This window comes from Gimesia panareensis, from assembly GCF_007748155.1.
GTDB classification, from domain to species: Bacteria; Planctomycetota; Planctomycetia; order Planctomycetales; family Planctomycetaceae; genus Gimesia; species Gimesia panareensis.
The window spans coordinates 7,477,015-7,490,934 of the sequence record NZ_CP037421.1; the positions used below are offsets into that span (position 1 = coordinate 7,477,015).

Here is a 13,920-nt window from a genome sequence, read left to right on the forward strand (position 1 = left end):
TTTCAGCTCACTTAAGAGTTAGGAATTGTCTATCAGGATGACAGCCACTTATCACGGATTAAACTACGGAAAGACTTCCCATGATTCGTACCAAAATTAAATCAGCACTGCATTCATCCCAACCGGGTGAAAATATCAAAGTCTCTGGTTGGGTCCGAACCCGCCGTGATTCCAAGAGTGGCTTTTCCTTCGTAGAACTGAACGATGGCAGTTGTATGGCGAATTTACAGATTGTCATCGATCAAAGTGTCCCAGACTACGACACACTGATTAAAGATGTAACAACCGGAGCCAGCATCTCAGTGACCGGAAAGGTGAATGAATCTCCCGGCAAAAACCAGCGTATTGAACTACACGCGGAATCGTTTTATTTGTACGGCACGGCTGATGCGGACAGCTATCCCCTGCAGAAAAAACGACACAGCTTCGAGTTTCTCAGAGAGATCGCTCATCTGCGTCCGCGAACCAATACATTCGGAGCCATTACCCGCGTACGCAACGAAGCCGCTTATGCTATTCATCGCTTCTTTCAGTCGCGTGGGTTTATCTACATTCAGACTCCGATCATTACCACAAGTGACTGTGAAGGGGCTGGAGAAATGTTTCAGGTCACCACACTCAACCTGGAACGACTGGCACAAGTGCAGACCGAGATCGATTTCTCACAGGACTTTTTCGGGAAACCAGCTTCATTAACAGTCAGCGGGCAGTTGGAAGCTGAAATTTTCGCCACTTCCCTGGGCGAATGTTATACATTCGGCCCCACGTTCCGCGCTGAAAACTCCAATACGTCACGCCACCTTGCTGAATTCTGGATGATCGAACCAGAAATGCCGTTCTACGATCTCGAAGACAATATGGCTCTCGCAGAAAGTTTTGTCAGAACGGTCATTGGCGATGTTTTGCAGAACTGTCCCGAAGATATGGAATTCTTTAATCAGCGGATTGATCAGACGACAATCGAAAAACTGCGTAATATTACTGACAACGAATTCATTCGCATTTCTTATACAGAAGCCATCGAGATTCTCAAATCGAGTGGAAAACAGTTCGATTTTCCCATCGAGTGGGGAAGCGATATGCAATCTGAGCATGAGCGGTTTTTAACCGAGGAGCACTTCAAGCAACCAGTGATCGTCTACAATTATCCCCGAACGATCAAACCCTTTTACATGCGTTGCAATGATGATAATAAAACTGTGTGTGCCATGGACGTGCTCGTCCCGGGAGTTGGCGAGATCATCGGCGGCAGCCAACGGGAAGAACGCTACGATATTCTTGTTGACCGTATGCAGGAAGGGGGACTGGTCCCCGATGAATACTGGTGGTACACGGACCTACGAAAGTATGGAACCGTTCCCCATTCCGGTTTTGGACTAGGATTTGAACGGTTGATTCAACTCATGACATCCATGACCAATATTCGTGACTGCATCCCCTTCCCCAGAACACCGAAAAATGCAGAATTTTAATTCAGATATACTAGTCTGCCTGCTTTGCTAAGTGTTTCTGGAACCACTTGACGACGGCCTGACTGGCACGCGTCTGATCATCACCACGAAAACCATGTGCGGCATTCTCGATCACCAGGAGTTCAACTGGAACTTTTTTCTCCTTGAACTGCTGCATGATATTTTCACTATGGCTGATAGGAACCAGTTTATCCTGATCACCATGAATGAGCAGCGTCGGTGGATCGTCAGGCGTCACCTGCAGAAGAGGTGAAAAATCATCGGCCAGTTCTTTGTCAAACTGTAGCGCCGGAAAACGCTGATAGTAAGGCGATTTCTCATCAACAAACTCCCGCAAGTCGGTGGGTGGATAATACGCTGCGACAGCGGCCACGCGATCACTTTCCTGCAAAACCTTATCTTTAGCTTCCGGCTTTCCCTTGTCGGACGTAGTCCCCAGCACCAGCGATAAATGTCCCCCCGCACTTCCTCCCCAGACTCCTAATCGGCTGGGATCAACTCCGTAGTCTTTGGCATGCAGGCGAATAAACCGCACGCTTCGCCGTACATCTTCTACGACTTCAGGGATTTTAAATTTGGGACTGCTGCCATGCCGCACGCAGAAAACTGTGAAACCTTCATCCAATAATGGTTTAAACCAGGACAGCATGTTCTGCGGATCCGTCCAGCGTGAATACCAGCCACCACTGACCATAAACAGCACTCCAGCTCCATTGGGTTTTTCAGGTTGAAATACGTCAAAGGTCAGTGCCATTCCAAATTTATGCCCATACACAACATCCGGAATGATTTTCACTCTCTCGTCGGCGGCTGTTATAGAAGGTGCAGATATTAAACAGGAAAACAGCAATAATGTCGTGAACACATTTTTCATAATCAGATCCCCCCAATATTCGAACGCACCTGACAATGGAGTGCGGTACAGATTAATTCCTTCCAGCTGAATCTACCGATATCATTCAGCCAATCGCAAACTCTGAACAATGATATTTATCTGTGCAATAACCATAGTTCACATTACACAACTGATCTTTGATTATCTTGACTTGAGAATGACAATCGCAAGGATTTCATTCAAAAAATATGGGGAATCCCCCTGATTGAGGCATCGAGAGCAGGATTCTCTCAATTCCTCGATTACACAATTCATCTATCATTTATGGAGTCAAGTTGAAGTCCACTGATAATCATCAGATCCTGTTCTGTGAACGGCTACAGAGGGACCGCGCACAAGCTGAGCAGGGCACCGATCTGCAATCAGCTATCAACCTGGCACGTACTGGCCAGATTCGAAATTACGTTCAAATACAATGGCCAGAAGTCCAACTCGATGACTGGCAATGGGATATTCTCGAATCACTGTTCGACCCTACCATTAGACGTGTCTTTGTTAAGGGTAATACTGGTTGTGGTAAAGGAGCTGCTGCAGGAATCGCCTGCTGCGCTTACTTTCACATCTGGGATGATGCCAAAATCATTATTACCCGCGACTCTCTGAGAATGGCACAGAAGATTGCTTTCGGGGAAGTCGATAAATGGTGGAGGCTAATGAAAATAAAACCACCAGGTCAATTACTGACCTCCGGTATCTACGATCACAAACAGCATTCCATTTCACTGGCCAATCCCAAACACATCGAAGGATTTCGCGGAGCGCACTCACCACATGTACTGTTCTGGTTCGATGAAGCAACTGCCCCAAACCTGGAAGATAAATATAAACTCGCCAATACCCAGGCCAAAAAGTTTCTGGCTCTTTCTAATCCCTCAACTCTGTCGGGATCGTTTCGAGATGCTTTCCCGTCTGTAGAAGCTGACCGTACACAAACTATTGTTGATCAATACGGTAAAACACGCTGCATTACAGTCAGTGGCTGGGAATGTACCAATGTCAGAGAAAAGTGTCTGGAACAGCCAGTCGCTCCCTTAGGTGGTATTGAAATATCAGATAACTTTTATCCGCATGGCACGTCGATCCCTGCAGAGCATTTCATACAATGCACACCCCGCATTCCCGGGCAGACATGCTATGACGAATTCATGTCATTATTGAATGATCCCGATCCACTCATTCGAAATGTTTACGCCCTGGGAAAATTCCCCGATCAGGACCCTGAAAAACAGGTAATTCTGCCTGAATGGCTGGTGGAACCCGTCCGTTTCTGGACGCGCTGGAATCGGCTCTGGCACCGAGCTACTGATAATCGTCATGTGAAGGCAAGCAAACTGTTGAATCAAATTTTGCCTGTCGAAGGATTTGGCCTGGATGTGGCTGCTTCCCGTTTTGGAGACACCTCGGTTCTGGCAGCAGGAGGACGATACGGCATCCGGGCCATCCATGAATGTCAGTTTTCAGACACACAACAGACTATGGAATGGGTCCTCGAAACAGCATTTTCTTATGGAATTGACCTCAAACAGGGGTTCGCCCCGATCGCCATCGACTGGGGCGGTGGATATGGAAATGCTGTAGGTGATCCACTGAAAAAACGGAACGTACATGTGATTGAAATTCATGGTAATTCGAGAAGCGACTTCGATTCTCAAAAATATGCCAACAAAAGAGCTGAGCTCTATGGAGAAGCAGGAAGACGCCTTGACCCGGCGGGGGACTTCCGCATGATACCGTTTGGCCTGCCCGATAACGAACGCCTGCGAGCGGAACTGATAGCACCTCAGAAAATTTATTCCGGGCACGATGGTGCAAAGTATTATATCACCCCCAAAGGACGCCGAGGTGCTGATGAAAATTATCAGGGAAAAACGTTGCGGGAAACTTTGGGACGTTCACCAGACCGGGCTGATGCAGTTGTGTACTGCCTTTATGCGTTACGGGATCAATCTCGCCGCAGACTGATCGTCGCCTGATTAATCCATGCCGTGCCAGTGCATTTTATAAATGGAAAAGGAAAATAAAACATGTGGAACCCCTTCAAAAAACTCGCCTCACGCTTCAAGTCACAGCGGTTCGCAGTAGCGTTGCGAACCGCACTGGGAGCAGGACAGCCAGGCAGCTGGTACAGCGATCACAGGCAGGAATCAGAACAATTCACCGGTTGGACGTTCGTCGCCATTAGAGCAATTTGCCTGCAGGCAATGCAGGCTTCTGTTGCCGTCTATGACGACTCTGTCAATGGTTCCAGACAGAAACAACTTCGACGTCATTTAAGATCAGACACTGGATATGGTCTCTCCCGAAGCTTGTATGCCAGTGAATCCGGGGCATCCATTCCCCTGCCAAACGATCATGGACTATGTCAGATTCTGAAACATCCCAACCCCACACAATCCGGAGCCGCTTTCCGTTATGAGCGTGTATTACAGTTACAACTGACGGGAACATGTATCGTCTGGAACGTTCCCAACCAGTTCGGAAAAACAGTACAGCGTTATGTGATTCCCACCGCGATCGCCTCACCAGTTCCCCCATCGGCCGACCTGCCTGAAGGCGGTTACACAGTTCAGGCTTCCTCATCTCGCTACGACATCGATGTCTATTCAGGATCTTTAGGATCCAGTGGCATGCTGCAACAGGTGCTCGGAAAAATCATTCCCCTCTCGCAATTGCAAATCACACGCTGGCCTCATCCTCTCCACAAAAACGACGGTCAGTCCCCCGTCAGTGCAGGCGCCCGTTGGATCGATTCAGCGAATCAGATCGATGCTGCACGCTGGGCTCAGATGAATAATGGTGCTGATCCTTCAATCGTCGTCACCTGTGGCAAGGACATGAACCCGACCAGAGAGGAACTCGAAGCAGCAGCAGCCATGTTTGATCAGAAATATGGTGGCACGGAAAATACAGGCAAAGCAATCTTCACAACCGGCGAACAGGTGGTCTCACTGACTGCAACTCCCCGGGAAATGGATTACAATACCTCATTTGTCGAGCTCAGAGATGCGATCCTGGCCCTGCACGGAGTCCCCGGAATCGCTGCCGGGATCTCAGATGGAGGCAGCTATGCCGCCTTTTATGCCAGCTTGAAACAGTTTATATCACTGACTGTTCAGCCAGTTCTGGATTTGCTGGCAGAAGATGATACGGAGTATCTGGCACCGCAGTTCGGGAAAAATCTGACGATTGAAATCGAAGCCACACAGGTTGATGATCCGGATCTCCTGGAGAAACGTCTGGCAACAGACATACGCGCACAGATTATCAAAGTCGATGAGTTAAGAGCCATCCGCGGACTGCCTCCTCTTGGGCCTAAAGAAGGCGGCGACGAAATTGTCAGACCAGTTCGGAAAGAACAACCTGCAACTGATCCCCCAATTGAAAACCACACCACAGCGCCCAGTCTACTACCAGGAAAAAGTCTGTCAGAGGCATTACATCTGCGTTCGAACTCCCAATCAATAAATTGTTCAAATTAGCCGGAGTTCACATACCGTTATGTGCCGGTCCTTATTTTTTGGGAACTGGCAATGAGATAACTGATCAGACAACCGCTGGCAATATTTACGGTAACTGCCGCCGGTGCAATCCATTGAAAACTGATGGGGTCCGCCATATCTGATGTGTAATTCTCCACAAAGATCGGGCCTGAGAAGGCGATCAATACGGCAGTTGTCGTCCCCAGAACAGCCCCCACCAGCACTCCGGCGGGGCGGGCATAAGGGATGAATAAGGCAAAAAAGAACAGACAGAAAATTGGCGTGGTCAATAAATTCGCCGTTTTATTGGTGACAGCTGTTATATTCCCCGGAATACTTCCCATCAAAGAACTTGACAGTACCACGATGACTCCAATCCCCAGAGCAAGCAGACGGGCCGAGAATATATGTCCGCGTTCTGTTTTGGGTTTGATTCCAAAGCGATCAAAAAAGTCTGTCATGACAACTGCAGTAATGGAGTTCACTCCCGAGTCGATACTGGACATGGCAGCTGCAAACATCGCTGAGACAACACATCCAGATACTCCAATCGGCAGGTGGTTGGCGATGTAATGCGGAAAAAATTTGTCAGCGTCTTTTTTGAGCTCCATCCCTGCAGGAATTTCATTCGGAAATGCAGTGAAATAGCCTAACAATGCGAAACCGACCATCGCCAGAGTCAGTGACACAACTACTGAAACGGTGAGCTGGATCGCTAATGATTTCCGTGCAGCTACGGCATCCCTGGTTGACATGAATCGCTGCACCGAAACCTGGTCTCCACACAGGGTGGCAACATACCAGATCAAAATTGATAGAAACGTGCCGACATAAGTAACTCGTGTCGCTGGATCAGTACTGAAAAATGGTTGTGTATCCCAGTTGGAATTCCACTGCGTTGGAAACCAGCTGAACCCACCCAGATGATAGGTAATCGTGGCAATCACCAGTAATGCTCCTCCAAACAACAGAATCGTCTGGATCAAATCGGTGATCACAACAGCCCTTAAGCCTCCCAGTGATGTATAAATAATGGCCACCATGCCAGTGCCCATAACGATATAGGGAATCCATTCATCACCAACATTCAACATTGTGGTGATGGCTTTCGCTGTCAGATAGACGAGTAGAGACATCCAGATCAACCGCAGCCCCAGAAACATGACAGCTCCCAATATGCGGATACCGAGCCCCAGTTTCTCTTCCAGAAGTTCATAAGCACTGGTAACTCGACTTTTCATATATACCGGTAACATAAAAAAACCGACGAGAATAAAAATGAAAGGCATCGCCAGATCTTTGACCAGATAGACAGGTCCTTTCCCCAGGATTTCTCCCGGAGTCGATAAATAGGTGATCGTACTGAGTAAGGTGGCAAACAAAGAAACTCCGATCAGAAACGGGTTCATCTGGCCACTGCCTACAAAATATTCGGATGTATCTTCCTGTCCTCGACTGAAGTACCACCCCAGAAAAATAGTCATGACTGCATAGAAGGCAATAATGACCCAGTCGATCGGATGCAGGCCCGAATTGAGTGGCAGGGGTTCAGCAACAGATTCTGCTGCGGAGAGGGGAGAACTGAAAAAGCAGATACTGAATAGAGTCAAAAAGAAAATGAACGATCTCAAAATGTGGTTCCCTGCTCTGAATACGAAATATGTACCAGTGATTGAGCGAGCCTGAAATGGACCTGCCTCTCAGGCAGAATTCTTCTTCAGTATGCTGACAATGAACCCTGATTTCAATTCAGTTGTCACAAAGTACGTGGTAAATCAGTATGATCATGACTATGCTGATTTAAATACCGAACATCTGATTCAACTGGAATCAGCGGTTTCAAAGTCCCGTTCGTTTTCCCGAGGCCACGATCCATGTCGCTTCCCAGTCAGATCAGTTTCAGTAAAAAAAGAACCTGGAGTCACGATTTACCAATCAGCTTTCTCATGCAGCAGGGAGTTGAAAACCCGGGAGTCCTTTCGCTGGCAGCTGGTCTGGTTGATCAGGGAAGCCTCCCTGTAGACTCTACCAGGAAGGCACTGGAAGCGTTATTCGCAGATCCGAAAACGGGACGAGAAGCACTACAGTATGGTACTACTGCTGGTTCGTTAGCCTTAAGAACGCTTCTGCTGTCCCACCTGTCAAATCTGGAACAAAAATCGGCCGACGAACTGGGTATCACCGTGGACAACATCATTGTCACGACCGGGTCTCAACAGTTTCTGTCTCTGGCAGGCGAAGTGTTGCTCGATCCCGGGGATATCTGCCTGGTCGCAGCTCCCACCTATTTTGTATTCCTGGGTGTGCTACAGGGACTTGGTGCACGGATCATTTCTGTCGAAACAGATGAGTTCGGCATGCGGATGGACGCCCTCGAATCCACTCTGGAAATGCTCGAATCCCAGGGAGAACTAGCAAAAGTAAAGATGATCTATCTGGTCAGTGATTATGAAAATCCTTCGGGGCTTTCACTTTCAATAGACCGACGACGACAGGTGGTGGAAATTGCTCGTAAATGGTCCCGAATGCAGCGAATTCTGATTCTGGAAGATCTGGCCTACCGCGAACTCTGTTATGACGGTCCCGTTGCTCCCAGTATTCGAAGTTTTGACCCTACCGGAGAAACCGTCATTCTCACACAAACTTTCTCTAAAAGTTTTTCTCCCGGTTTGAGAGTCGGGTTTGGAGTTGCCTCGCCTGAGATCTGCGCAGCAATTCGAGATAAGAAAGGTAATGATGACTTTGGATCCACCAACCTGAGCCAGCATATCTTAGCGCGCGTCCTGGACGATAAATTATATTACGAACATGTTGAACAGTTACGCAGCGTATACCGTGAAAAGCGAGACTGTATGCTGGATGCCGCTGATGCCTGTTTTTCGGACATTCCTGGTGTGCACTGGGTACATCCAAATGGAGGACTCTATGTCTGGATGACCTTGCCCGAGTCAATCGAAACCGGCTTTCAAAGTCCGCTGTTCCAGCGTGCGGTTCATGAGGACAAAGTCATGTATGTCCCCGGCGAATTATTCTATGCATTCGACCAGGGTATTAGTGCAGAAGAGCAACCTGCCATTCAGAAAAATCATATGCGGTTGACGTTTGGGGTACAAAATCCTGAAGGAATCAGGGAAGGGATGAAGCGATTATCAAATGCGGTTAAATCATTGTCATAATACAGGTTACACATATCCACCGTAGAGAGCACTGGCTCAGAATCATCGCAGACACTGAATATCCTCAAGCGAGTTTGCCGATTATGACGATAATACCGACAGTGTATGTTTCAGACTCAAGGAAAAAGCTTCGAGACAGAAAAACCATCTAAAGGGTGTCACGAAGTAGTAACGCCAGCACTTCCTTAGTAAGTAAGAAAACGAATGGGCATTTGTGATTCCTGCCATTCCGGTTGTTGTCGATCTTTTGCTGTTCCCATTTCCGGGGCAGACATTCATCAATTCACACACCGACAGAATCTGAATTTCTGGGACTTCGCCTGTCGCTGGGAAGACGCCGAAGGCTTAATCTCTCGAAACCTGGCCCCCCATTTCTTTTTTGCTGATGATCCTGAGACTCCTTTCGTGATCTGCCTCAAACATATTCCCAGCGCTTCATTTCCGGGAACGACTAAATGTCGTTTTCTGATGGAATGCCTGCCCGATGAAGAATATCCTAAAGGGCTCGGACGGTGCGGCATCTACCAGGAGCGTCCTCAGACCTGTCGCTGTTTTCCTGCTAAATTGAATGATTCGAATGAACTGGCGATTTTGTACGATATTCCGTCAAACGGTCGAGACGGCGAACCAGCGTATGATCTCTGTTCACGGCAATGGACCGCTTCGGATTTGAATCCCAACGAAACGATCCAGAGCCTGATTATTGCCAGATACGAAATGACATTCTTCAGCAAGATTGCCATGATCTGGAACCAGACGCCTGGAGAATGGAATCACTTTCCAGAATTTATCGACCGTATTTATTCAAATCGGATTATCTCAGAGCCCCGGCAGAACACTCCATCCCAGAGTACTACTGTTACTGAAAGCGCTGAACCGTTTAACAAAGCGGCCTGATCGAATCTCTTTGCTTCTCTCTCTTTAGACTTCCAATCCATCGGACTCGACTGATCTCGTCTTGAAGTCCGGCCATCGGTATTCATTCAGAAGACGCGTCTGACTGAACAGTCTCTTCTGATAGAATATCTTTAATTGCAGTCTCGCTTAGATTACTGCGATCTTCGATTGAATACTTTGAGAGACTCCAGGCAATCTACAATCAGTCAGCTGTCATATTAAAGAGCTTCTTTCTCCATCAGTATTGATTCCGCTTCTCTCAATCAATATCACTGAATATTTGACAGTGTTACCGCCAAAAAGATTCGAATTATTTTTCTAATCTGCTTGACCCCCCGGAGCCAAACCTTAAAACACAGCCCCGTTGCAAACAAATGGTTCTTCATTTCGGGGCAAATCGTGAATACAACCAAAGCAGAAAAGTCATTACAGACAATCCTCAAGAATCGAACTCAAAAGTTTGGATCGTTCTGTAGTTTCACCGACTCATCATCTGATCTCTCTCTACCATGCCAGACTCACCCAGTCGTTGATGAACGTCTAATGTCGGCCCGCGCAATCATAAACACTCCACGGGAAGATCGTGAAGGTGATGTGATTGTGCCCCGGGGAGTTCAACTCGAGAATTATCGCAAAAACCCAGTTGTGCTCTGGGAACACGGTCTGGGAGAAATCACTCGTCCCATAGCCAAATGTCAGAATCCCAACGGAGAACTCGCTCTGGAGGTAACAGACAACGAAATCTCCGCAATTTCATTCTTTACAGACAAATGTCTGGAATCGTTACAAATCTTTCACTTAATTGCGGAAGGTATGGTCAGAGCAACCTCGGTCCGTGCCCTGCCCATCAAGTCTTCTATCAGAAAGACTTCCACTGCGGGCACGGGTATCATTCTCGAAGAATGGGAATTGATTGAATGGTCCTGGGGTGCCCTGGGCGTCAATCCTGATGCAATTGCCAGAACTCTCGATCGTGGTACGATCGAAGGCCGGAAAATTACTGAGCCCCTGCTGAAATCCTTGAAAGCGGTTCTACCTGCAGACCAGAACACCTTCCCGGGCTGGTCAAGAACAAATCCCACGATGAACGCTGCCCAAGTCTCTACTTCATCTGTCTCGGAAAAATCATCAGACCAGCCTGACTCGCACAATGTAGCTCCCTGTCAGATTAAGACTACACCCCGGGAAAAACAGCTCATCCCAGACAAACCAGATCCTGCGGGACTGTCTGTTTCATATGCTGCCAGAAATAAAAAAAAGAAGTTGCTACCCCTGGGTGCCCAGCTACTCAGTTATCTGTCAGGATCAATCAGCGAGTTAATAGAGCGTCTCTATTCCAGTGAGGAAATTCTGGAAAATGAACAGATTCATAAATATCTGAAATCTTTTCTCCAGGTACTTCAAGACCAACAGCATCACCTGCACGATCTCTATGCAGAAATTTACAGACACTTACCTTCACTCAACGAATCCCTGCAGACTGCTGAAACTTCAAATCTATTTCAGTGCCCTGACCAGACAGAGATATTTTCCTGGCTGAAGCAGCAAGAGTCACAGCAGCCGCTCACAGCCGGCCAGAGTCAGGCACAGGAGCCGGTTTCCAAAACTCAGGCGACTTCCAGCGATCATCGTCAGGTCATCCTGGAATTACTAAAAGAGTTCAAACATCAAAATGATGGTTCTGCGCAAGTCAGTACTCAAAAACTGGAACGGCATGTAGAAGAACTTTCTCAATCATTAAAAGTACTCCAGCGGAAAATCTGCGATCTACTTCCGGTCCAGTAAACAGAGGCTCTTGTACTCAAATTCGTGCAAGAGCCTCTTTTAAAACTATCCAGTCCGATTCACCTCCCTCACTTTTTTAGAAAGGGCATTTACATGTCTGAAACACTTGAGGAAAAAGTAAAGTCACTCTCTTCCAACATTGAAAGTCTCACCAAAAGTGTCGATCAATTGAATAGCCCCGATATCAGCGGTGTTCGTCATGATTCTCAGGGACGACTGACAAGCTACTGGGAATCGGATGAGAGTCCCTCCAGATCAGAGAAATTCAACCAGCCTCAGATCAAAAGCTTGCGTACGTTTCCAAACGGGTATCAACCTTATTCCGAGTTTCAGACCTTTGGTGAATTCATTCGCTGCGGTTTTAAAGATCGTAGTGAGCTGATCTCCAAAACGAAGAAATCCTGGGGAATGTGTAAAGCCATCCAGGGAATGTCTGAAGTGGTGGGAGCTGACGGTGGCATCGCTATCTTGCCGGAATTTCATCAGGATATTCTGACTCACATTTACCAGAACGATATCTTCGGCCGTACAGATCACTACCAGGTAGCCGGAAATAACATGACTTTTCCGACAGACCCGGAATCCAGCCGTGCAGACGGGTCACGCGCCGGCGGGCTGCGTGCCTACTGGGTTGGTGAAGGCGATCCTCTTACAGGTACCACACCTAAACTGGGTGAGACAACCTTGAAGCTGAATAAGTTAGCCGTGCTGGTCTACCTTACTGAAGAACTGATCAATGACAATGGCCTGGCTCTGGAATCTTACGTCAACAAAAAAGTGACTGAAGAGATGGAGTTCATGTTGGGTGAATCCATCTTCAATGGGAATGGGGTCGGAAAACCACTCGGAATCATGCAGTCTTCGGCCCGGGTGACAGTCCCCAAGGAGTCCGGCCAGGCAGCAAATACCATTGTGGCTGAGAATATCCTGCACATGTGGAGCAGAATGCGGGCGACTTCACGTAAAAATTCTGCCTGGTTCATCAACCAGGATACAGAACCTCAGCTTCATCAGATGAGCCTGGGAGTTTCCACAGCGGGAGGGCAACTGGTTTACATGCCCCCTTCCGGTCTCTCGGGGGCATCCTATGCAACCTTAATGGGACGCCCCGTAATTCCCACCGAATTCAACGAGACGCTCGGTACAGAAGGTGACATCATGCTCTCCAGTCTTGATGACTACATCACAATCAGTAAAGGGGGAATCGAACAGGCAGAATCAATGCATGTGGAATTTCTGACTGATCAACTGGCTCTGAGATTCATCATGCGAATTGATGGCAAACCCTGGGAAACTCAACCTCTGACTCCCTACAAAGGCACCGCAACACAATCCAGTTTTGTAACGCTGGCAACACGTTCATAAGGGAAATCGTTTCTGTCTCATTTAAAACATCCAAATTCTAAACCCTTCGATAATCAGGATTCTACTTTATGTTTAACCAGGAATTTTTAGAGTCTCATGACATCATTCCCGCCTTCATGCCCGCAGACCTGTCAACGACTGCCAACACAGGGGATCGAGTCAATCTTCAAAACTACGAACGTTGCACTTTCGTGTTGCTGGCTTCCATCGGGACAGCAGGTGATGACCCGGTCATTTCCGCACTACAACATGATGCTGCGACTTCCGGTAATTCAAAGGCACTGAATTTCACACGCATAAGACACAAAGTCGGTGCCACGGACCTCGATACCGTAGGTCAATTCAGTCTGGTCGAACAATCTGCGGCATCCAGCTACGACACAGGCGGGATTGACGGTGCAGAAAATGAAGCATTGATCGCGGTCGAGGTCCGAGCTTCAGACCTGGATACAGAAAATGGTTTCACATTCGTTTCGTTCGATGTCGCAGATGTCGGCAGTAATACCCAACTCGGGGCAGGTTTATACATTCTTCAAGGTGCCGGATACGTTAATGAAATCAGGGAATCTGCAATCGCCTGAGTGTAATTAAAATGAATCCTTTTTAGATTTCAAAAGGGTTGGCCCATATGGCACGAAATACAAAGCAGTCATCAAGAATGTCTCAGATTGACAGTCTGGCAGAACAGATTTTTATCCGGATGTGCGCAACGACACATCATGGATTTGATGCAACTCATTATGTCAGGAAAGCATACGAGTTTGCTCAGGCGTTCTATCAGAGTATCGACGATCTCAAGCAGATATCGCATACAGAATCAGCGATCAAAGCGCCAGAGATTGATTAAAGGT

At 47.6% G+C, this 13,920-nt stretch carries 11 protein-coding genes; 9 read left to right on the top strand and 2 right to left on the bottom strand.

Annotated features, from left to right (window positions below; translation table 11 throughout):
- Positions 1-80 precede the first annotated feature (80 nt).
- Entirely contained in the window at positions 81-1,472 is a 1,392-nt protein-coding gene (gene asnS, locus Enr10x_RS28295) for an asparagine--tRNA ligase (protein WP_145452402.1), read from the top strand.
- Positions 1,473-1,482: 10 nt separating this feature from the next.
- Here the strand turns inward: asnS and Enr10x_RS28300 are convergent, their stop codons facing one another.
- Positions 1,483-2,346: an alpha/beta hydrolase family protein gene (locus tag Enr10x_RS28300; RefSeq protein WP_145452403.1), complete on the bottom strand. Its 864-nt coding sequence runs from the start codon at positions 2,344-2,346 to the stop codon at positions 1,483-1,485.
- Positions 2,347-2,642: 296 nt separating this feature from the next.
- Here Enr10x_RS28300 and Enr10x_RS28305 point away from each other — a divergent pair, with 296 nt between their 5' ends.
- Complete coding sequence (locus Enr10x_RS28305; protein WP_145452405.1) at positions 2,643-4,340, top strand: hypothetical protein; 1,698 nt, start codon at positions 2,643-2,645, stop codon at positions 4,338-4,340.
- A 51-nt stretch (positions 4,341-4,391) separates the two neighbouring features.
- On the top strand, positions 4,392-5,846 hold the full coding sequence (locus Enr10x_RS28310) for a phage portal protein (RefSeq protein WP_145452407.1): 1,455 nt from the start codon (positions 4,392-4,394) through the stop codon (positions 5,844-5,846).
- Between the two features lie 17 nt (positions 5,847-5,863).
- On the opposite strand, the gene Enr10x_RS28315 is transcribed toward Enr10x_RS28310, so the two are convergent.
- Complete coding sequence (locus Enr10x_RS28315; RefSeq protein WP_145452838.1) at positions 5,864-7,330, bottom strand: sodium:solute symporter family transporter; 1,467 nt, start codon at positions 7,328-7,330, stop codon at positions 5,864-5,866.
- Between the two features lie 390 nt (positions 7,331-7,720).
- Here Enr10x_RS28315 and Enr10x_RS28320 point away from each other — a divergent pair, with 390 nt between their 5' ends.
- The 6 genes from Enr10x_RS28320 to Enr10x_RS28345 all read left to right on the top strand — a co-directional run bounded on the left by Enr10x_RS28320 (position 7,721) and on the right by Enr10x_RS28345 (position 13,916).
- Entirely contained in the window at positions 7,721-9,022 is a 1,302-nt protein-coding gene (locus Enr10x_RS28320) for an aminotransferase-like domain-containing protein (protein WP_145452409.1), read from the top strand.
- 204 nt (positions 9,023-9,226) lie between these two features.
- On the top strand, positions 9,227-9,919 hold the full coding sequence (locus Enr10x_RS28325) for a YkgJ family cysteine cluster protein (protein WP_145452411.1): 693 nt from the start codon (positions 9,227-9,229) through the stop codon (positions 9,917-9,919).
- Positions 9,920-10,462: 543 nt separating this feature from the next.
- Positions 10,463-11,704, top strand: coding sequence for a hypothetical protein (locus tag Enr10x_RS28330; protein WP_145452413.1), 1,242 nt, complete (start codon positions 10,463-10,465; stop codon positions 11,702-11,704).
- A gap of 93 nt (positions 11,705-11,797) precedes the next feature.
- Complete coding sequence (locus tag Enr10x_RS28335; protein ID WP_145452415.1) at positions 11,798-13,069, top strand: phage major capsid protein; 1,272 nt, start codon at positions 11,798-11,800, stop codon at positions 13,067-13,069.
- Positions 13,070-13,137: 68 nt separating this feature from the next.
- The gene (locus Enr10x_RS28340) at positions 13,138-13,650 is read left to right on the top strand and encodes a hypothetical protein (RefSeq protein ID WP_145452417.1); all 513 of its coding nucleotides are present in this window, start codon (positions 13,138-13,140) and stop codon (positions 13,648-13,650) included.
- A 77-nt stretch (positions 13,651-13,727) separates the two neighbouring features.
- Positions 13,728-13,916 (top strand): hypothetical protein, encoded by a 189-nt coding sequence (locus tag Enr10x_RS28345; protein WP_145452419.1) that lies wholly within the window; start codon positions 13,728-13,730, stop codon positions 13,914-13,916.
- The last annotated feature ends 4 nt before the right edge of the window (positions 13,917-13,920 follow it).